The 18,810-nt window shown below is 59.9% G+C and carries 19 protein-coding genes and 2 pseudogenes; 10 read left to right on the plus strand and 11 right to left on the minus strand.

What is annotated here, in order from left to right; genetic code table 11:
- Positions 1-185 precede the first annotated feature (185 nt).
- Positions 186-461, minus strand: coding sequence for a hypothetical protein (locus tag PSH91_RS07435; protein WP_160891860.1), 276 nt, complete (start codon positions 459-461; stop codon positions 186-188).
- Between the two features lie 288 nt (positions 462-749).
- Here PSH91_RS07435 and PSH91_RS07440 point away from each other — a divergent pair, with 288 nt between their 5' ends.
- The 5 genes and pseudogenes from PSH91_RS07440 to PSH91_RS07465 all read left to right on the plus strand — a co-directional run bounded on the left by PSH91_RS07440 (position 750) and on the right by PSH91_RS07465 (position 4,057).
- The gene (locus PSH91_RS07440) at positions 750-2,456 is read left to right on the plus strand and encodes a ShlB/FhaC/HecB family hemolysin secretion/activation protein (RefSeq protein ID WP_305467735.1); all 1,707 of its coding nucleotides are present in this window, start codon (positions 750-752) and stop codon (positions 2,454-2,456) included.
- 24 nt (positions 2,457-2,480) lie between these two features.
- A pseudogene (locus tag PSH91_RS07445) lies at positions 2,481-2,885 on the plus strand (hypothetical protein); the annotation flags it as partial.
- Between the two features lie 118 nt (positions 2,886-3,003).
- Positions 3,004-3,267, plus strand: a complete 264-nt coding sequence (locus PSH91_RS07450; protein ID WP_107322103.1) for a MafI family immunity protein — start codon at positions 3,004-3,006, stop codon at positions 3,265-3,267.
- Positions 3,268-3,496: 229 nt separating this feature from the next.
- A pseudogene (locus tag PSH91_RS07460) lies at positions 3,497-3,868 on the plus strand (ShlB/FhaC/HecB family hemolysin secretion/activation protein); the annotation flags it as partial.
- Between the two features lie 24 nt (positions 3,869-3,892).
- Entirely contained in the window at positions 3,893-4,057 is a 165-nt protein-coding gene (locus PSH91_RS07465; RefSeq protein WP_305467737.1) for a hypothetical protein, read from the plus strand.
- A gap of 111 nt (positions 4,058-4,168) precedes the next feature.
- Here the strand turns inward: PSH91_RS07465 and PSH91_RS07470 are convergent, their stop codons facing one another.
- Complete coding sequence (locus PSH91_RS07470) at positions 4,169-4,441, minus strand: hypothetical protein (protein WP_274090331.1); 273 nt, start codon at positions 4,439-4,441, stop codon at positions 4,169-4,171.
- Between the two features lie 254 nt (positions 4,442-4,695).
- On the minus strand, positions 4,696-5,427 hold the full coding sequence (locus PSH91_RS07475; RefSeq protein WP_160891864.1) for a thioredoxin family protein: 732 nt from the start codon (positions 5,425-5,427) through the stop codon (positions 4,696-4,698).
- A gap of 187 nt (positions 5,428-5,614) precedes the next feature.
- Here PSH91_RS07475 and PSH91_RS07480 point away from each other — a divergent pair, with 187 nt between their 5' ends.
- Positions 5,615-6,007, plus strand: a complete 393-nt coding sequence (locus PSH91_RS07480) for a transcriptional regulator (protein ID WP_076385904.1) — start codon at positions 5,615-5,617, stop codon at positions 6,005-6,007.
- Between the two features lie 136 nt (positions 6,008-6,143).
- Here PSH91_RS07480 and PSH91_RS07485 read toward each other — a convergent pair whose 3' ends face one another.
- The 3 genes from PSH91_RS07485 to PSH91_RS07495 all read right to left on the minus strand — a co-directional run bounded on the left by PSH91_RS07485 (position 6,144) and on the right by PSH91_RS07495 (position 8,206).
- Positions 6,144-7,010, minus strand: coding sequence for a DUF6279 family lipoprotein (locus PSH91_RS07485; protein ID WP_305467741.1), 867 nt, complete (start codon positions 7,008-7,010; stop codon positions 6,144-6,146).
- Positions 7,011-7,106: 96 nt separating this feature from the next.
- Positions 7,107-7,823 carry a TorF family putative porin gene (locus PSH91_RS07490; protein WP_305467743.1) on the minus strand — a complete coding sequence of 239 codons (717 nt, stop codon included), beginning with the start codon at positions 7,821-7,823 and terminating at the stop codon, positions 7,107-7,109.
- Between the two features lie 194 nt (positions 7,824-8,017).
- Positions 8,018-8,206, minus strand: a complete 189-nt coding sequence (locus PSH91_RS07495; RefSeq protein WP_018607615.1) for a hypothetical protein — start codon at positions 8,204-8,206, stop codon at positions 8,018-8,020.
- 352 nt (positions 8,207-8,558) lie between these two features.
- Here PSH91_RS07495 and PSH91_RS07500 point away from each other — a divergent pair, with 352 nt between their 5' ends.
- Together PSH91_RS07500 and PSH91_RS07505 are read left to right on the plus strand one after the other, a co-directional pair.
- Complete coding sequence (locus PSH91_RS07500; RefSeq protein ID WP_047227905.1) at positions 8,559-9,395, plus strand: S1 RNA-binding domain-containing protein; 837 nt, start codon at positions 8,559-8,561, stop codon at positions 9,393-9,395.
- Between the two features lie 430 nt (positions 9,396-9,825).
- Positions 9,826-11,271 (plus strand): NCS1 family nucleobase:cation symporter-1, encoded by a 1,446-nt coding sequence (locus PSH91_RS07505; RefSeq protein ID WP_047227904.1) that lies wholly within the window; start codon positions 9,826-9,828, stop codon positions 11,269-11,271.
- On the opposite strand, the gene PSH91_RS07510 is transcribed toward PSH91_RS07505, so the two are convergent.
- Positions 11,272-12,444 (minus strand): MFS transporter, encoded by a 1,173-nt coding sequence (locus PSH91_RS07510; RefSeq protein WP_160891868.1) that lies wholly within the window; start codon positions 12,442-12,444, stop codon positions 11,272-11,274.
- Positions 12,445-12,547: 103 nt separating this feature from the next.
- Here PSH91_RS07510 and PSH91_RS07515 point away from each other — a divergent pair, with 103 nt between their 5' ends.
- Both PSH91_RS07515 and PSH91_RS07520 read left to right on the plus strand, forming a co-directional pair.
- Positions 12,548-13,441, plus strand: a complete 894-nt coding sequence (locus tag PSH91_RS07515; protein WP_160891870.1) for a LysR family transcriptional regulator — start codon at positions 12,548-12,550, stop codon at positions 13,439-13,441.
- A gap of 140 nt (positions 13,442-13,581) precedes the next feature.
- Complete coding sequence (locus PSH91_RS07520; protein ID WP_256222727.1) at positions 13,582-13,710, plus strand: PA1414 family protein; 129 nt, start codon at positions 13,582-13,584, stop codon at positions 13,708-13,710.
- Positions 13,711-13,979: 269 nt separating this feature from the next.
- Here PSH91_RS07520 and PSH91_RS07525 read toward each other — a convergent pair whose 3' ends face one another.
- The 4 genes from PSH91_RS07525 to speB form a co-directional block, all read right to left on the minus strand.
- A complete protein-coding gene (locus PSH91_RS07525) occupies positions 13,980-15,368 on the minus strand; it encodes a sodium:solute symporter (protein WP_076385892.1) in 1,389 nt (462 codons plus the stop codon).
- A 157-nt stretch (positions 15,369-15,525) separates the two neighbouring features.
- Positions 15,526-17,070: a cytosine permease gene (locus tag PSH91_RS07530; RefSeq protein WP_305468512.1), complete on the minus strand. Its 1,545-nt coding sequence runs from the start codon at positions 17,068-17,070 to the stop codon at positions 15,526-15,528.
- A 51-nt stretch (positions 17,071-17,121) separates the two neighbouring features.
- Entirely contained in the window at positions 17,122-17,547 is a 426-nt protein-coding gene (locus PSH91_RS07535; RefSeq protein ID WP_047227899.1) for a nuclear transport factor 2 family protein, read from the minus strand.
- A 9-nt stretch (positions 17,548-17,556) separates the two neighbouring features.
- Positions 17,557-18,507 (minus strand): agmatinase, encoded by a 951-nt coding sequence (speB, locus tag PSH91_RS07540; protein WP_003198979.1) that lies wholly within the window; start codon positions 18,505-18,507, stop codon positions 17,557-17,559.
- Positions 18,508-18,810: the final 303 nt, after the last annotated feature.

The following is an 18,810-nucleotide window of genomic DNA, read 5'->3' on the forward strand; positions in this document are numbered from 1 at the left end:
TGGATAACTGAATCTGACGCAAAACCCGTGGCGAGGGAGCTTGCTCCCGCTGGGCTGCGCAGCAGCCCCAACAAAGTGGAATTTACAATCATCTAACGAGTTGACGCTTCGATTTCAGGGGGCGCTTCGCACCCAGCGGGAGCAAGCTCCCTCGCCACAAAAGCAAGCTGTATCCGCTCCGGGCGTCACCCCGCTTTCTTCTCCGCATTCTTGAGCTCTTGAAGACGCTCATCAATCAACTGGCACTTATCCGGCACGTCCTTGCTGGCGGTCTCCAGGTCCATGGCCTGCAGTTCCTTATTCATTTCCTTAGCCTTGTCCGGGTTCTGTTCGGTGAGCCTGGTCACTTCCTTGGCCAATTGTTCACGCTTGGCGGTGGCTTGCTCGGGCGTGCAAGTGGCCCAGGCGGGCAGGGCGCAGGTGAGGGTGGCGGCGAGGGTGAGTTTGAGGAGGGTGTTCATGGCAGGGCCTCGTATTCCTTGTTGGGCTGATAAGGGGTTGAGGCCACGCGAGGGTGGAAAGTTCATTGGCTGGATGTTGCGAGGTACGCCCGCGATTGTTTCTGTCCGTCTCGCAGGAAGTCTCCGGTTCCGCATCGGACCTTTCGTACTTCCGTGGGGAAGGCGTCTTATTTCAGATGAATGGTTTCGGTAATAGTCCCGCGGATCAAACAAATAGTTGACGTCAAAATGATGGCTAATTAGTATCGCGCCACTATTTTGATATCGATTTTGCTAGAGGGATCTAACATGTCCTCCCCCTTACTTTGGGCGAGGTTGTGCGTAGCTTTGCTGTGCCTTTCTCCGCTTGTTGTTGCTCATGCTGCCCCCACCCCCGGCGAAACCGACCTTATCCGCGAGCGTCAGAACCGCTTGCTCGAAGAGCAGCGTCAACGTCTGGAAGAGCTCAAGGACTTACCCGGCAAGGCGGAGAAACCGGCCCAGCCAACAGCGCCTGCCGATGCCCGATGTTTCCCCATCAAGACCATTGAACTCAAAGGTGCCGACAGTCTTTCGGCCAGTGAGCGCGAGCGGTTGCTCAAACCTTACATCGGCCAATGCCTGGGCGTGACGCAGCTCAATGAGCTGCTCAAAGTCATCACCGATCACTACATCGAAAAAGGCCTGGTCACCAGCCGGGCCTATTTACCGCAGCAGGATTTGTCCGGTGGGCATTTAAGCGTGCTGGTGGTGGAAGGACGGCTTGAAGGCTTGAAGGGCGCCGAGAACAGCAAGCTCTCGGACCGTGAATTGGCGATGGCCTTTCCTGGCAAGACCGGCGAGTTGGTCAACCTGCGAGAGATCGAGCAGATGGTCGATCAGCTCAATCGCCTGCCATCGAATCAGGCGAAGATGGAGTTGACCCCCGGCCAGAACGTCGGTGGCAGTGAAGTGCGCGTCACCAACGAAGTACAAAAGCCCTGGCGTGCCGGGCTGTCGCGTAGCAACGACGGCCAGCGCAGCACAGGCGAGCAGCAGTGGGGCACCAGCTTTGAGTGGGACAGCCCGCTGGGCTTGGCCGACCAGTTGATGTTGCGCGGTGGTCACGATGCGATGACCGACCACCAGCACACCTCCAACAACGCCATGCTCTATTACAACTTGCCTTTTGGCTGGTGGAACGTCAGCTACACCTACAGTCGGAGCGAGTACCGCTCGCAGATCCCGGCCAACGGTTTCAACTTCAAGCAGACCGGCGACAGCCAGAACCATCAGTTGCGAGTCGAACGGGTGATTCACCGCGACGCCCTGAGCAAGACGTCTCTCAACACCGGCCTGGCCTACCTGCGCACCAATAACTTCATTGAAGACAGCAAACTGGACGTCAGCAGCAATCGCCTGAGTGAAGGGCAGTTCGGCATCAACCATGGCCGACGGGTCGGCAGTGCTTTCGTCAACCTGGACCTGGGTGTGCAGCAAGGCATCGGCGCTTTCGATGCCCAGGGCGATCACGATCCGGGTCCCGGCCAGGCCGACGCCCGTTATCGCAAATACACCGCTACCGTCAGCTACCTGCAACCGTTCAAGTTGTGGGGCGAATCGTTCAGTTTCAGCAGCCTGATGACCGGCCAGCGCAGCGAGGACGTGCTGTTCAGCCCCCAGCGCATGAGCCTGGGCGGGCAATCGTCGATTCGTGGCTACAAGGACCAGTCGCTGTCCGGCGACAGCGGTGGTTATTGGCGCAACGACCTGCGCTGGAGCCGCCCGGTGACGCTGGAGTGGTGGCGCCCGGTGTTCGCTGAATACGGCACCAGCCTCGGTTACGACCAAGGCGTGATTCGTGGCGGCCGCTACAACGACGACCAGCACGGGCGCATGTCGAGCAATTCTCTGGAGTTGTTCGCCCGCGGCCAGCACCTGAGCGCCAGCGTCACCTTCGCCCATTCCCTGGAACGCCCGGATGCCCTGACCGAGCGCGAAGCGCCGATCTACTTCCGCGTGGATGTATTCCTCTAATTCCTGCTGCAACGAGACTCGATCATGGACGACCGCCAACACGCCTTTCTGGCCTGCCAGCCTTCTGCTGCCTTGCAAACCCGCGAGCACTTCTGGGGCATGCCCAAGCGCGGCCTGGCGTTCCTGTTGGCCAACGTCATGTTCTGGCAACCGCTGTGGGCCCAGGCTGACGGCATCGTGGTCAGCGCACCGGGCACAGGCCTGGACCGGGCGGGTAACGGCGTGCCCATCGTCAATATCGCCAAACCCAACGGCAGCGGCCTGTCCCACAACCAGTTCAAGGATTACAACGTCGGCAGCAACGGCGTGATCCTCAACAACGCCACCGCCCGCACCCAGTCCACCCAGTTGGGCGGGATCATCCTCGGCAACCCGAACCTCAATGGCACGGCGGCCAAGACCATCCTCAACGAAGTCAACGGCGGCAACTGAGGTGCGAGATGGGGTTCGTATGCGTGTTGTTTACCAACCCGCGATAAGTAATGTTGTAACTGCATTTCCTGATAATGCACCTATACCACCTTATAAATCTATTAAGTAGGCTGCTATGTACTCGCAACGAATATTAAAGCTAGGTGCTAAATTTGAAGGGCGTTTGGAAGCGGTATTTCTGGCGGGGGCATTGGACTATGTCAAGTACAATGAAGAGAGCTTGGCGTTAGAGATTTTTTGTGAGCATATTTGTGAGTACGATGTAGCGCTGAGTGTTGATGAGTTTAAAGAGATTCAGGAGTTAGCATTGGATATGGGGTTTGAACTTGGAAATGCTCCTTTTAAATATTTGCAGGCGCTAACAAAGACTGAAGAGTAACGTTGAGTACATCTCGAGGAAAAGGGACAGATTTGAATGGCACTTACTTAACCTTCTTCAGGTACCCATTCTTCTTGACCTCAGCCCTTGCTGCTCGACGAGTTGTCATCAGCAAGGGATAAGGCTTGGGTCTTCGTTTTATAGCGCAAGATTCGATTCTGTCTGGGCGATTTCCTACACGCTTCTTGGTAATCAACTTAAGCAGAAAAACGGGGACAGACCCTGAGGGATCCTGTTCAGCCCCCAGCGCATGAGCCTGGGCGGGCAATCGTCGATTCGTGGCTACAAGGACCAGTCGCTGTCCGGCGACAGCGGTGGTTATTGGCGCAACGACCTGCGCTGGAGCCGCCCGGTGACGCTGGAGTGGTTGCGCCCGGTGTTCGCTGAATACGGCACCAGCCTCGGTTACGACCAAGGCGTGATTCGTGGCGGCCGCTACAACGACGACCAGCACGGGCGCATGTCGAGCAATTCTCTGGAGTTGTTCGCCCGCGGCCAGCACCTGAGCGCCAGCGTCACCTTCGCCCATTCCCTGGAACGCCCGGATGCCCTGACCGAGCGCGAAGCGCCGATCTACTTCCGCGTGGATGTATTCCTCTAATTCCTGCTGCAACGAGACTCGATCATGGACGACCGCCAACACGCCTTTCTGGCCTGCCAGCCTTCTGCTACCTTGCAAACCCGCGAGCACTTCTGGGGCATGCCCAAACACGGCCTGGCGTTCCTGTTGGCCAACGTTATGTTCTGGCAACCGCTGATGACGAACGGGGACAGACCACGTTTTCTATGATGTAGAAACGTGGTCTGTCACCGTTTTTCTCTTATTGTTTGTGAAAAGTATGCAAAGTGTATCTCCCTTATTCGAGCATGAAATGGGCGACCCAAAGGTCGCCCGTTTTCGTTATTCAGCAGCCTGCGCCCGCAACCGCCTCCCAATCACGTCCATCACATCACACCCATCACGCAACGCTATCGTCAACATCTTGCAAAAGTCTGAAAGCACCACCGTATCGGAGCTGAGATCCGAACGGAGCGCGATATTTTCCAGCAGTTGGGTCACGGTGCGGATGCGGTAGTCGGCGGTTTCGAAGAGGACATCGAGCGGGGCTTCGGTGTCGATGAGCAGGGTGGCCGGGGTGCAGTCAATTCCGGTGATGGGCATGTATCTGGTCATAGTCAGAGCCTCGAAAGTTGATTGAGTCTCTCTGTAGGTCGGGTCGCCAAACCCGGTCGCCTTTTTTGGGTGACGAAGGACTATAGAGCGATCCACTCTTGAGCCACAAGACACCGCTTTCCGAGCTTCATGTAGGACCTTTGGCCTGGCAGTTGTCGGCTTTGGCTGAGGCAACGCAGGCGACTGCTGCGCAGTCGAGCGGGAGCAAGCTCCCTCGCCACAGGGTTCGCGCTCGACTTGCGCGGGTTGGCGCATCAGCTATGGCAGCAGCCGTGGGGCTCGGCCTCTTCGTATTTATCGTGATGCCGCACCCAGTCCATGATTTCGTCTTCGTTGCGGCCCTTGGGCGTGAGATCGAGGTAGTTGTAGGTGCCGACCAGGATGTCGAGGCCGCGGGCGTAGGTGGAGTAGGTGTGGAAGATGTCGCCGGCTTCGTTGCGATAGAAGACGCTCAGGCCTGGGAGTTCGCCTTCGGTGGTGTCGGATTTTTCGTAGTTGTAGGAGGTTTTTCCAGCGGCGACGTCTTCGGCCTTGAAGCTGACGCCGAAGTCGTAGTTGAAGTCGCAGCCTTCTGACGAGACCCAGTCGAAGGCCCAGCCCATGCGACGTTTGAACGGCTGGAACTCGGCGAACGGCGCGCGGGAGACGGCGACCACGGCGACGTCGTGGTGGGCCAGGTGTTGGTTGGCGCCGTCGATGTGGTCGGACAGGAATGAGCAGCCATCACAGCCTTCTGTCCAGCCGGGGCCGAACATGAAGTGGTAGATGATCAGTTGGCTGCGGCCGCCGAACAGGTCGGCCAGGCTCAGTTCGCCGTTGGGGCCCTGGAAACGGTAGGGTTTTTCGATTTTTACCCAGGGCAGGGCGCGGCGTTCTGCGCTGAGTTTGTCGCGTTCGCGGGTGAAGGCTTTTTCGTGGATCAGGTGCTGGCGACGGGCGGCGAGCCATTCTTCCCGCGAGACGACGGCATGATTTTCTACGTTCATGGTGAATTCTCCTGCGTGGCAGAGCCGCTGATTCGGCACTTCTGTCAGTGGTCGTTTGGCCCGGGGGGAATTCGACAGGCCGTTGGTCGGCTTGGGCAATAGCCCACCGGTAAGCCCGGCTGAACGGCAGCGCAGCGCCTGGGTCACACTTTAAGTAGGCATCTCACTCTTTGGAGGATGGACCAGGATGACGACTTATAACTGGGACTTGATCGAACGGTTGTTGCACGAAGTGCAAAACGGCGCCGGCCACAGCTTTACCCCTCGGCCTTATGCGGAGCAGTACGCGGCAGAGAAGGCAGCCGCAGGCGAGCCGATCGAGAACCTCGATCATCTGAAAGCGGTCGCCGGGGAGTACGAAAAGCTGCTGTTGGAGCGTAACTATATCGAGCCTCGGCCGGAGGAAGAGGGCGGTAACGGCGAGAACTTTGTGCTGACGCCCCGTGGCTCGCGGTTGTTGAGCCTGATCGACAGCAGCATCCCGGGCAATGATCATCCGCGCCAGGTGCTGGATGAGCAGGAAGATGCGCTGGATGAGTTTACTTTTGATGAGGTGGCTTCGAAGGCGCAGATTGCCTGACAGGCCTGCACTGAGCCCTGTGGGAGCGAGCTTGCTCGCGATAGCGGTCTGACATCAACAGGTGTGTTGCCTGTTCTGCCGCTATCGCGAGCAAGCTCGCTCCCACATTCGATCTCCCACATGCATCTCAGTGGTTTTATGAGCGTGCTGCCTTCAGGCACTTCAAATCACTGAAATCCTTTTTCACCCGGTCGATCTTCCTCAGCAAGTGTTCGCGTTGCGTCGGGGTGCTGTCGGCCATCACGTCCACCAGCAGGCTGCGGGCCTGGGCTTCGGTTTTGTCGAAGGCCTGGCAGTAGGCGGGGGTCCAGAGGCTTTCGCGGTCGACCAGCAGTTGCTCGATGCGCTTGGGGAAATCGGGGCTGTGGCGTTGGGCCACAGCTTCGCTGAACTGGTTTTGCCAGTGCGCGCGGTTGGCGATCCATTGCTGGTTTTGATCGCCCAAGGCGCGGGACCAGGCCTGCACGCGTTGGCGCTGGGCTTCGCTGAGCGGGCCGAGCCAGTCGTTCAGGCGTTTCTCCATGCGTTCGCTGCGCTCCTGGATTTGCTGCTGCAACGTCGGCTTGAGGTATTGCTGCTGGCGTTTGCGTTGGTCTTTGACGAACGCGGCGTCCATGTCCGCGACCTGATCGTCGTTCAACCCCTGCAATAACTCGATGGCAGACGGGGTGATTTCCCGGGCGGTTTCGGCGATGGCGGCCTTGGCTTCCCGGGTACGCTGTTGCAGGGCCTGGTCGGTCACCTGGTTGGTTTGCACCATGTTCTTCAAGCGGTCCAGCCAGTCAAGGTAGCCGGGCAGTTGTGTGGTGCAATGCCAGTTCAAGTGTTCATTGAGACGGTCGTTGAACCAGTCCTTTTGCTCGCCATTGATGTCCAGATAGTCGTTGAGCGTCCAGGGGATGATCAGGTCGAGGTTGCGGTAGGCCAGGCCCACGCGGCTGCAGGCGGTGACGGTGAGCAGCAGGGCCATGAGCAGGGCGATGCGGGTGAACCAGCGCGACATGAGCGAGTCCTTGCGAAGGCATGGGTTGCGAAGGCGTAACTGTCTTGTTTGAGCATGGCAGGTGCGCGGCAGTTCAGCTGATCGAATAAGTAACGCTTAGTAAAAAGGGTGGGCCATCTTGAGGGTCAGCAGGCCATCGCATTCGCTGTTGTGACCGGAGTACGCCGAGCAACTTCTGCCGCTCAGGCTTGAGTCGCTGTAGATCAGGTCCAGGTCGATGCCTCTCCAGGGGCGGGAAATTTTCAACGACCAGTCACTGAAACTGCCTACATAACCGTCCTCCACCGACACCGGTGAGTTGTACTGGTGGGTGGTGTATTTGGCGCTGACGCCAATGCCAAACGGCACGTTGCCGCCCAGGTCGGCAAACAAGGTGCTGTTCTGTTTATCCGGGTCGTTGCTGAAGGCCACGCCGAACCTGCTGCCCAGCACGGTCAGGCCGCCAAAGAATTCCTGGCTGTCGAGCGTGTCGAGGGTGGGGTAGCTGTAGTGGATCAGGCCGATTTCGTAACCCAGGGTCTGGTCGAAGGGCTGTTTGAAGCCCATATAGGAATCGACTTCAAGATTGCTCGATGGGCTCAGGCCAACGCTGGGCGACCACTGGCCCACGTACCAGCCGCTGTCGTGGCTCAGGTCCAGGCCGCCATGAAACGAGCCGGTGCTCGACGGCGTGACCAAGCCCTGGGCCATGCTGCGGCTGGGCGTGGTGCCGAGTTTGAGGTCGAAGTCGCCGAGCTCGCGCTGAAACACCTGCCCATGGGCGAAGGGGCACGCCAGCAGGCTGAGCGTCAGGGAGACAATGGGAATGCGCATGCTTCACTCCATGGATAGCGAGGAGCAGGATCGGTCATCAAGCTGAAACACTTGAGCTAGAGAGGTGCAAGCATACCGGCGAAAGCTCGGCAGCGAAGGCCGTTCGTCGATTTTTGCAGGATGAGGGTAAGCGGGGAGGTTCCAGTCCAAGCGCTTCGAAGCTCAAAGCGCTTTGGGACCAGGTGACGCGCGGGTTACTTTTTGCCCAGGCTGATCTGCTTGGACGGGCCGAATGTCTGGCCGCTGACGCCCTTGGCAATTTGCTGGATTTCACCGCCGGACTTGAGGAATGCAGCGATCTGGTCGTTGATAGACTCGCTGGTTTCCACGGCTGGAGCGGGCTTTGCTTTGCTGTTGGATGCTTTTACGCGCATGACGGCCATTAACCTGTAAATAATTAATTGGGCCAGGCATCGTACAGGAAATACTTGACAATTGCTTGGCAAATATACTCCCTCAATTATCACGCCGGGCGCTGGAATAAGGCGTGGTTTATGCCGTCATTATTGCCCTAAGCCACTGTTTTAAATAGCAACCCTCTGGACTGTATAACTTAAAAACGGCTGGCCGAAACGGCCTGGAGGGCCGTTGTCTGCCTGACGAATGGCCGCATACGCGAGGAAAACCCAGGGAAATCAACGGCTGCACAAGGCCCTTCCGGCCGCCCGCGCCAGAGGCCACGAATCACGCCGCAAAACCGGGTAGAATGCCGCCCACGCAATGAGGGTATTGGAAATGGCTTTAGTCGGGCGCTACAACAGTTTGCAAGTGGTTAAACACACTCACTTCGGTTTATATCTGGACGGCGGTGCGGACGGCGAAATTCTGCTGCCCAATCGTTATATCCCCAAGGATATTCCCAGCGAAGATGAAGACTGGCTCAATGTTTTTATTTATCTGGACAGCGACGACAAACTGATCGCTACCACGGAAAAACCCAAGGTTCAGGTCGGAGAGTTTGCCAGCCTGAAAGTGGTTGAAGTCAACAGCATCGGTGTATTCCTGGACTGGGGCCTGCCCAAGGACTTGCTGCTGCCGTATTCCGAAGAAAAGCGCCAGATGACCGCCGGCGAATATTGCGTGGTGCACGTCTACCTCGACAAGCACACCCGCCGCATCACCGCCACGGCGCGTCTGGACCGTTATCTGGACAAGACCCCGGCCAACTACACGCCGGGTCAGGAAGTCGATTTGCTGGTCGCGGAAGCCACCGACATGGGCTTCAAGGCGATCATCAATAACAAGCACTGGGGCCTGATTCACAAGAACGAAATCTTCAAGTTCATGCGCGCCGGCAAGCAGGAAAAAGGTTTCATCAAGGAAATCCGCCCGGACGGCAAGATCAGCTTGAGTTTGCAACCGGTGGGTCAGGAAGCGGCGACCAGCCTCAATGCCAAGATCCTCGCCAAGTTGCGCGAAAACAACGGCACGCTGCCGGTCAGCGACAAGAGCGACCCGGTGCTGATCAGCAGCCTGTTTGGTGTCAGCAAGGGCAACTTCAAGAAAGCCATTGGTGCGCTCTACAAGAATGGGCAAATTGTCATTCATGCTGATCGGATTGAGTTGAGCTGATCTTCAGTCGAGCCACGGCATCTGTGGCAAGTAAGGATTCATGTGGCCAGGGGAGGCCGCTGTGGGAGCAAGGCTTGCCCGCGATGGAGACGATGCGGTCTTTCTGATACCGAGGCGCCTGTTTCGCGAGCAAGCTTTGCTCCCACAGCGATGCGCCGTTCCTCAAAATCTCCTGGCCACAGGAGCGGTGTTCGGCTCTCCTCTGTATACAAAACCCTGCACCTTTAGCATGCACCCGCGCCCTGTTCGTGGGCGCGTGCCTGCTCCTGCCCGGCTTTAGTCCCCGCCACACACCGCAGTTTGTCTCATATTCCCCACCTCTGGCACGCATTCTGCGTAGCAACCCGTATACAAACCATGCCGGCTCCCGTGCGCAGTATGGTGAGCAGGTTGATACGGGGGCACGGCGGTCCTCAAAAGGAGCCTCGCAATGTCCGAGCAACTGCCCAACGGCTACAGCCCTCGTCTCTATAACGAAGACCTGGGTCCGCTGCCGCAGAAATGGAACTGGTACAACATTTTCGCGTTTTGGATGAGTGATGTGCACAGCGTCGGCGGTTATGTGTTCGCTGCCAGCCTGTTCGCGCTGGGGCTGGCGAGTTGGCAGGTGTTGATTGCGTTGCTCTGCGGCATCTGCATCGTGCAGTTAATCGCCAACCTGGTTGCCAAGCCGAGCCAGCAAGCGGCGGTGCCGTATCCGGTGATCTGTCGCCTGGCGTTTGGGGTATTCGGGGCGAATATTCCTGCGGTGATCCGCGGCTTGATCGCGGTGGCGTGGTACGGCATTCAGACGTACCTGGCTTCCAGCGCGCTGATCATTGTGGTGCTGCGGTTTTTTCCTTCCATGGAAGTCTATGCCTCACCGCAATTTGCCGGTTTGTCCTACTTGGGCTGGTTCGGTTTCCTCAGCTTGTGGTTCGTCCAGGCGCTGGTGTTCTGGGCCGGTATGGAGTCGATCCGTCGCTTTATCGACTGGGCCGGGCCGGTGGTGTACGCCGTGATGTTCCTGTTGGCGGGTTGGATCGTATGGAAAGCCGGCTGGAGCAACATCAATTTCACCCTGGCGGAGAAGTCCTTGTCCGGCTGGCAAGCGTTCGGTCAGGTGATCGTCGCGACGGCGTTGGTGGTGTCGTACTTCTCCGGGCCGACCCTCAATTTTGGTGATTTCAGTCGCTACTGCCGGAGCATGTCTGACGTGCGCCGTGGCAATTTCTGGGGGCTGCCGGTGAATTTCCTGGCGTTTTCCCTGGTGACCGTGGTGATTGTTTCCGGGACGTTGCCGGTGTTCGGCGAAATGCTCCATGACCCGATCGCCACCGTGGCGCGTATCGACAACGACGTGGCGGTGTTGCTGGGCGCCTTTGCCTTTGTGACTGCCACCATCGGCATCAATATTGTCGCCAATTTTGTATCCCCGGCGTTCGACTTCGCCAACGTCGCCCCCAGCAAGATCAGCTGGCGTGCCGGCGGCATGATTGCCGCCATTGCATCGATATTCATCACACCGTGGAACCTGTTCAACAACCCCGAAGTGATCCACTACACCCTGGACGTGCTGGCAGCGTTCATCGGTCCGCTGTTCGGGATTCTGCTGGTGGATTACTACCTGATCAAAAAGCAGCAGATCGACGTCGACGCGCTGTTCAATGACGGGCCCAGCGGGCGCTATTACTACAGCGGCGGCATCAACTGGACGGCGGTCAAGGCGCTGGTGCCGGCGACGTTGATGGGCGTGGCGATTACCTTCACGCCGATGTTGCAACCGATGGCCAATTTCGCCTGGTTCACCGGTTGCTTCCTGGGCGGGGTGTTGTATTTCGCCTTGGCACGGCGTGACTCGACCGTGCACCTGAGCCCATCGCTCGGCCAGGCCTGATTAACGCAGGGCGGTCTGGGCGCAAGGGCTCACCGTACCCCGGCTGGCGGGCCGCAGTAATAGCCCGCCGGCCAGCAGCAGGCCACTGCCGGCAATGATCAGCGCCGGTTGCAAGCCACCGCTGAAGTGGCTGCTCGACGCCGCCAGCAATGGCCCGCTGAGCTGGCCCAAGGCAAAGCAGGCGGTCAACAGGCCCGCGTTGCGCTGGGTGGCGTGGGGTGCCAGCTCCCGGGAGCGCAGCATTACCAGTTGCATGCAGGCCAGGAATGGTGCTCCACACAGGATTACGCCCAGCGCCAGCCCCGGCCCGCTGCCCAACAGGCAGGCGAATACTCCGGCGGCTTGCAGCCAGAGTGTACCGATCAGCCAGCGACCGGTGGTGTTCGGGTTGGGACGACGCAAGCTGACCAGCAACACGCCAGTGGCGGCGGCCAGACCGAAGCAGGGCCAGAACAGGTCTGCTTGCCATTGCCCGTGGAACTGCGCCGAGGCCATCTGCGACAGGAAGGTGGCGGGAATGATGTAGCCCAAGCCGTACAGGGCATACACCACGCCAAGTCGAGCGATGCCACGGTTCGGCGAGGCGCTGACGGGCGCTGTAGCGGTCGCGGCTGCGGCGGGTTGCGGCAGAATGGGCAGAATCACCAGCAGCATCGCCAATGCCACGCCGGCATACACCAGCCACAGGGTCGCAGAGGTCTGGCCGAGCAGGTTCGAGCCCAAGGCGAGCAAACCGGTCAGAAAAATCCCCAACCCAGGGCCGGCAAACACCAGCGCGCCGAGCCGTGGCCGTCCCGCGGCAGCGGCCAGCGGTTGGCTCAGGGCGGTGATCATCACCAACACCCAGGCGCTTGCCACTCCGGTACCAAAGCGCAGTACCAAGTGTGGCCAGAAGCCCCAGGCCCAGAACGAAGCCAGGGTCAGCAGCACGCACAGCCACAAGCCCCCGATCAAACGCCGCCGCACCTGTTCCGGACGGCGGGCGAACATGGCGTCCAGCGCGCCGAGGAAGTAACCCAGGTAGTTGGCCGCGGCAATCAGACCAGCGGCGGTCAAGTCGATCTGACCTTCGCCGATTAAATGAGGTAACTGCGGCGTTAAGGCGAAGCGGCCAATGCCCATGGCCATCATCAGGGCGATGAAACTGCCGAGCAGGCGAATCAGAGGTGACATGGCGGGTCTCCAGCGTTGAGGCGAATGACCGTCAGGCTAGGACTGATTGACTTTCATTAAAAATGAATAATAGTGAGTAACTTGTTCATTTTTGGAGAATGTCGTGGAGTTCAGCCAATTGCGGATTTTCCAGGCCGTGGCCGAGGAAGGCTCCATTACCCGCGCTGCCGAGCGGCTGCATCGGGTGCCGTCGAACCTCTCGACCCGGCTCAAGCAGCTTGAGGAGCAACTGGGCGTAGATCTTTTCCTGCGCGAGCGTCAGCGTTTGCAGCTATCGCCAGCGGGAAAAGTCCTGCTGGACTATGCGATCAAGCTTTTTGCTCTGCACGACGAAGCTCATGCTGCCGTGCAGGGCGGGCAACCGGCCGGGGATTTTGTGTTGGGTACGATGTACAGCACGGCGGCGATTCATTTGCCGGACCTGCTGGCCGGTTATCACCGCACGTACCCGGCGGTGAACTTGCAGGTGCAGTCGGCGCCCAGCGGTGAACTGCTCGAAGGCTTGCTCACCGGGCGCCTTGACGCGGCGCTGGTGGACGGCCCGCTGGAGCTGGCGGGGTTGGACGGGGTGCCGTTGTGCGACGAGCGGCTGGTGCTGATCACCGAGGCCGATCACCCGCCAGTGCGCAGTGCGCTGGATGTTCAGGGCCGCTCGGTATTCACCTTTCGCCAGGGCTGTTCCTACCGCATGCGTCTGGAAGCCTGGTTTGCCCATGACCATGCGGCCATGGGCCGGGCGATGGAGATTGAGTCTTATCAGGGGATGCTGGCCTGTGTGATTGCCGGCTCCGGGGTGGCGCTGATGTCCGAGTCGATGCTCGCCAGCCTGCCGGGCCGCGAGCGTGTGAGGATGCATCCGTTGGCCGAGCCGTTTGCCAATGCCACGACTTGGCTGATGTGGCGCAAAGGGATGGTGGGGGCCAATCTCACCGCCTGGATTGAACTGCAGCAACAGGCCTGGCCGCGGGCGCCGCTGATGGTGGAACGATCAGCTTGAGCGCCTAGCGTTGGATTTTGATGGATTCAGTAACAGATCATTGCAATGTGTGACGAGCATTGCGTAGGACTTCGGACTATTATCAGTGCGAAGGGGCCACAGAATTTTGCCGCTCGTACCACCCTGAAGGGGGCACCACGATGAAAGAGAAAATCCAGAACTGGCTTCATGACTTGGGTGTCGCGCTCGGCCTGATCGAGCCGCCCATGCAACCGATCCCTATCCGCACCGATGACGAGCAGCGCCGCCGCCAGCCGCGCCGTCGGTAAAGACACCGCGAATATCGGAGAGATCGCAGTCTCAGGCTGTTTCAGTTGAAACAGCCTGAGACTGCGATCTTTTTTGTTTTTGAAGGAAAATCTCTGTGGGAGCGAGCCTGCTCGCGATAGCGGCGGATCAGCCACCATTGATATTGGCTGATACACCGCTATCGCGAGCAGGCTCGCTCCCACAGGGTTTTCATCGTCTGGAACTGAGCGATACAAGGGCAAAAAAAGGGTGTGGCCACCGACGCCACACCCTCGAAGAAAAACTGCTTTCAGACCGCCTTGGCCATCATTTTCGACCGTGGTGACAACAGACTCACCACCACGAAACTCACCAGCGCCACGCTCAGGCTGTAGTAGATCGGCGTATTGGCGTCCAGGCCGTCCTTGATCATGAAGAACAGCGCGGTCAAAAAGCCCAGCGACATGCTGGTGATCGCGCCGGCCGTGGTTGCGCGTTTCCAGTAGATGGCGCCGATCAGCGGAATCAGCATGCCGCCCACCAACAGGTTGTAGGCCAGGGTCAGGGCACTGATCACATCGCTCACCACCAGGGCGATGCCCAACACCACCACGCCCAGCAGCAGGGTCGCGATGCGGTTTTCATGAACGTCGCCATTGCCGCTTTCACGGCCCTGGCGCAGACGCGGCAGCAGGTCCTGGACCACAGTGGTGGAGGCTGCCAGCAGGCCGGCCGCGGCGGTGGACATCAAGGCCGCCAGGGCGGCGGCGATCACCAACCCGCGAATGCCGTTGGGCAGGCTGGTCTGGACGACGCTGGCAAAGGCGTTGTTGACGTTTTCCAGGTCCGGCAGCAATACCTTGGCCGCCATGCCGATCAAGGCCCCGGCCAGGCCATACAGCACGCAGTACAGGCCTGCGGCGGTACCGGCCACTTTCGCCACGCCTTCGCTACGGGCGGTGAACACCCGCTGCCAGATGTCCTGGCCAATGAAGATGCCGAAGAAGTAGATCAGGAAGTAGGTGAGGATGGTGTCCCAGCCAATCGCGGTGAAATCGAAGTAGCTGGCCGGCAAGGCCGCCACCATCGCGTCCCAGCCGCCCGCATCGCTGATGGACATCGGCATCAGCAGGAACACCAGGCCGACGGTCATGATCAAGAATTGCACGATGTCGGTGAGGGTCAGCGACCACATGCCGCCGATGGTGGAATACAGCACGACGACACCGCCGCCCACCAGGATCGACACCCAGAACGGCAGGCCGAACAACACCTGCATCACCGTGCCGATGGCGATGGTCGAGGTGGCGCCGATCATCAACGCATAAACCAGCATGATCAGTGCACTGGCGTGGCGCGCGGCGGGGTTGTAGCGGCGCTCCAGCACTTGGGTCACGGTGTAGATCTTGAGTTTGAGCAACGGTTTGGCGAGGAACAGGCTCAGGCCGACGATGCCCAGGCCGATGGCGCCGCACAGCCAGAAACCGGAAATCCCATGGACGTAGCCCAGCCGCACGGTGCCGATGGTGGAGGCGCCGCCCAGAACGGTGGCGGCCATGGTACCCAGGTAAAAGCCCGGGCCGAGGTTGCGCCCGGCGACCAGGTAGTCGTCACGAGTCTTGGCGCGGCGCATGCCGTACCAACCCAGGGCAATCATGCCGGTGGCATAGATGAGAACGACGATTAAATCCAAAGCCATGATGGCGTGTCTCCGATTGTCTTTTTTATAGTTAGGTCGAGATGGCGCCATGGACAGATGGAGTCGAGCGTTGCCGTTGTGGCGAGGGGATTTATCCCCGTTGGGCTGCGCAGCCGCCCCATGGCAGTCAACTCAATCTGTCAGGCACACTGATATGTCAGGGTTTGGGAGCGCTGCGCGCTCCAGCGGGGATAAATCCCCTCGCCACAGGTTCGGCGCTCGGTGAGACCGAACCCTTGCTACGCGGATCATCCGGCCCATACACCGCCGCCGGCTCCGGAAACAACCCAAGCAGCACCAGGTAAATCACCGAGGCCAGGCCCAGGGTCACCGGCAGGCCGATGTCGATGCCTCCGGCCAGTTCGCCCAGCGGTCCGACGAACTGCCCAGGCAGGTTGACGAAGCACAGCCCCACCAGCGCGCTGGGAATCCAGGCCCCCAGGCCGCGCCAGTTCCAGCCGTGGCTGAACCAGTAGCGCCCGCCGGTTTCGCCACGGGTGAACACTTGCAGATCATCCGGGCAGTAGAAGCCGCGGCGTACCAGCAGGCCGATGATCATGATCACCATCCATGGTGTGGTGCAGGTGATGATCAGCACGGCGAAGGTCGATACGCTCTGCACCAGGTTCGCGGCGAAGCGCCCGATGAAGATGAAGGCAATCGACAGCACGCCGATCAGCAGCGTGGCCTTGACCCGTGACAGCACCCGTGGGAACACGCTGGACATGTCCAGCCCGGTGCCATACAGCGACGTGGTGCCGGTGGACATGCCGCCGATCACCGCGATCAGGCACACCGGCAGGAAGAACCAGCCCGGCGAAACCGCCAGCAGGCCGCCCACATAGTTATTGGCTGCGATGTAGTCCGGTGCCTTGATCGCCACGATGGTGGCCGTGGCAAGGCCGAACAGGAACGGGATCAGCGTCGCCAGTTGAGCGGCGATCACCGCCAGCATGATGCGTCGCTTGGGCGTGTTGCGCGGGATGTAACGCGACCAGTCACCGAGGAATGCGCCGAAGGAAATCGGGTTGCTCATGGCGACCAGTGCCGCGCCGATGAACGCCGCCCAGAAGCCCGGCTGGCCGAGGCCGACGGTGCCGGCGAACTGGCTGTCGAAGGCCGGCGCGAAGGCGGCGATGCCCAGCAGAAACAGCAGGCTGGCGGCCCACACGGCGATGCGGTTGACCCACAACATGAAACGAAAGCCGTAGATGCACACCGTCAATACCAGCAAGGCGAACAGGCCGTAGGCCAGGCCCAGGCTCAAGTCGGTTTCCGGCACACCGATCAAACGCTTGGCGCCACCGATCAACGCATCTCCCGAACTCCACACCGACAGGGAGAAGAACGCGATGGCCGTCAGCAGCGACAGGAACGAGCCGACGATCCGCCCGTGTACGCCGAAATGCGCCCCGGAGGACACCGCGTTGTTGGTGCCGTTGAGCGGGCCGAACAGGCCCACGGGCGCGAGGATGATCGAACCGAGCACCACCCCCAGCACAATCGCCCAGACCCCGGCCTGGAACGAGAGGCCGAACAGCACCGGGAAACTGCCGAGCACGGCGGTGGCGAAGGTGTTGGCACCGCCGAAGATCAGTCGAAACAGATCCGTCGGGCCAGCGGTTCGTTCATGGTCCGGGATCTGCTCGACCCCGTTGGTTTCGATTTGCGTAAGGCTTTTGTCGTTATTGTTATGCATGATCTGCTCCGATCATAAAGGCGCGCCCATCGTGTGCGAGCGTCGTCTGTTTGGCTAAGGGGGTGGCAGCCCTTCCGGCATAGCGGACAAATGTTCATGGCAGGCCAGCCATAGGCCCTGTTGTTCTTGTGTGCGTCCTTCCTGCTTGCGGAACAGAATGGTTTCGCGCTCCTGGCTAAAGTGTCGCTCCCCTTGCATGCGCAACTCGGTGGCCACGTCATGGATGAAAATCGCCACGTCCCCTTGCAGGCTGACGAAGGCGTTGTTCGAGGTACACGACAGCACCTCGAAGCCATCCTCGGACCGCCAGCGGTCCCACAACGCCTGGTAGGCATCGCGAGACAGCAGAGGCTGTTCAAGGGTGTAGAACACGAAACTCGCGTCGGGTGTGAAGGCGCCGAAGTAGGCGTCACGGTCATTACGGGCGAAGGCCGACACCAGTTCAGCGGCGGCCTTGAGCACTTGAGCCTGATCGTTCATGACCGCGCCTCAGCGATGGACCACACCGGGCAGTACGCAGAGCATCTCGTACAGCAGGTTGGCGCCCAGCAGCGAGGTGTTGCCGGTGGTGTCGTAAGGCGGCGAGACTTCTACCAGATCGCAACCGACCAGGTCCAGGCCCTGGCAGCCACGCACGATTTCGATGGCCTGGATGGTGGTCAGGCCACCGATTTCCGGGGTGCCGGTGCCAGGGGCCCAGGCCGGGTCGATGCCGTCGATGTCGAAGCTCAGGTACACCGGGCCGCCGCCGACCTTCTCGCGGACTTCGGCCATCAGTGGGGCGAGGGATTTGTGCCAGCACTCTTCGGCCTGGACTACGCGGAAACCCTGGTTGCGGCTCCAGTTGAAGTCATCGGCGGTGTAGCCCTGGGCCCGCAGGCCGATCTGCACCACGCGGTCGCAATCGAGCAAGCCTTCTTCCACCGCGCGGCGGAAGGTGGTGCCGTGGGCGATTTTCTCGCCGAACATGTGATCGTTCACATCGGCATGGGCGTCGATGTGCACCAGGCCGACCTTGCCGTGTTTCTTGTGGATCGCCCGCAGGATCGGCAGGGTGATGGTGTGATCGCCGCCCAGGGTCAGGGGAATGACGTTGTGTTCCAGAATCTTGTGGTACGACTCTTCGATGATCCGCACGGCGTCCAGCAGGTTGAAGGTGTTGATCGGCACATCACCGATATCGGCCACCGACAACGAGTCGAACGGCGCGGCACCGGTGGCCATGTTGTAGGGACGGATCATTACCGATTCAGCGCGGATCTCGCGGGGCCCGAAACGGGTGCCGGCGCGCAGGGAGGTGCCGATGTCCAGCGGCACGCCGACGAAAGCAGCGTCCAGGCCGGCAGCGGTTTGTAAATGGGGGAGTCGCATCATGGTGGCGATGCCGCCGAAGCGCGGCATTTCGTTGCCGCCCAGTGGTTGGTGAAGAATCTTGTCCACGGGTAGGGCCTCATCGTTGTTTTATTTATCAGGGGCCGATTCTGCGAAAAGCCTGGGAGTGGAAGAATCGCTGGGGGCAAATACTTAGTTCAGATTTTTCTAAACTAATTCGGGATGGAGCGATAGACTCGCGATTGATCTCTGGGGGCAACACCATGCTTGCAAGCTGTGCAAGCAAAGCTGTGGGAGCAAAGCTTGCTCGCGACATAGGCGCCTCGGTTCCAGGGGGGAAACCGCGTTGACTTCATCGCGGGCAAGCCTTGCTCCCACAGATAAACCCCCTTGCCACAAAGTGTGCAGTGA

The organism is Pseudomonas sp. FP1154 (genome assembly GCF_030687245.1).
In the GTDB taxonomy this organism is placed as follows: Bacteria; Pseudomonadota; Gammaproteobacteria; order Pseudomonadales; family Pseudomonadaceae; genus Aquipseudomonas; species Aquipseudomonas rhizophila.

What these genes read in the sequence shown, in the direction of transcription:
- PSH91_RS07435 (WP_160891860.1), bottom strand. Translation starts at nt 461, where the DNA reads ATGAACACCCTCCTCAAACTCACCCTCGCCGCCACCCTCACCTGCGCC.
- PSH91_RS07440 (WP_305467735.1), top strand. Translation starts at nt 750, where the DNA reads ATGTCCTCCCCCTTACTTTGGGCGAGGTTGTGCGTAGCTTTGCTGTGC.
- PSH91_RS07450 (WP_107322103.1), top strand. Translation starts at nt 3,004, where the DNA reads ATGTACTCGCAACGAATATTAAAGCTAGGTGCTAAATTTGAAGGGCGT.
- PSH91_RS07465 (WP_305467737.1), top strand. Translation starts at nt 3,893, where the DNA reads ATGGACGACCGCCAACACGCCTTTCTGGCCTGCCAGCCTTCTGCTACC.
- PSH91_RS07470 (WP_274090331.1), bottom strand. Translation starts at nt 4,441, where the DNA reads ATGACCAGATACATGCCCATCACCGGAATTGACTGCACCCCGGCCACC.
- PSH91_RS07475 (WP_160891864.1), bottom strand. Translation starts at nt 5,427, where the DNA reads ATGAACGTAGAAAATCATGCCGTCGTCTCGCGGGAAGAATGGCTCGCC.
- PSH91_RS07480 (WP_076385904.1), top strand. Translation starts at nt 5,615, where the DNA reads ATGACGACTTATAACTGGGACTTGATCGAACGGTTGTTGCACGAAGTG.
- PSH91_RS07485 (WP_305467741.1), bottom strand. Translation starts at nt 7,010, where the DNA reads ATGTCGCGCTGGTTCACCCGCATCGCCCTGCTCATGGCCCTGCTGCTC.
- PSH91_RS07490 (WP_305467743.1), bottom strand. Translation starts at nt 7,823, where the DNA reads ATGCGCATTCCCATTGTCTCCCTGACGCTCAGCCTGCTGGCGTGCCCC.
- PSH91_RS07495 (WP_018607615.1), bottom strand. Translation starts at nt 8,206, where the DNA reads ATGGCCGTCATGCGCGTAAAAGCATCCAACAGCAAAGCAAAGCCCGCT.
- PSH91_RS07500 (WP_047227905.1), top strand. Translation starts at nt 8,559, where the DNA reads ATGGCTTTAGTCGGGCGCTACAACAGTTTGCAAGTGGTTAAACACACT.
- PSH91_RS07505 (WP_047227904.1), top strand. Translation starts at nt 9,826, where the DNA reads ATGTCCGAGCAACTGCCCAACGGCTACAGCCCTCGTCTCTATAACGAA.
- PSH91_RS07510 (WP_160891868.1), bottom strand. Translation starts at nt 12,444, where the DNA reads ATGTCACCTCTGATTCGCCTGCTCGGCAGTTTCATCGCCCTGATGATG.
- PSH91_RS07520 (WP_256222727.1), top strand. Translation starts at nt 13,582, where the DNA reads ATGAAAGAGAAAATCCAGAACTGGCTTCATGACTTGGGTGTCGCGCTC.
- PSH91_RS07525 (WP_076385892.1), bottom strand. Translation starts at nt 15,368, where the DNA reads ATGGCTTTGGATTTAATCGTCGTTCTCATCTATGCCACCGGCATGATT.
- PSH91_RS07535 (WP_047227899.1), bottom strand. Translation starts at nt 17,547, where the DNA reads ATGAACGATCAGGCTCAAGTGCTCAAGGCCGCCGCTGAACTGGTGTCG.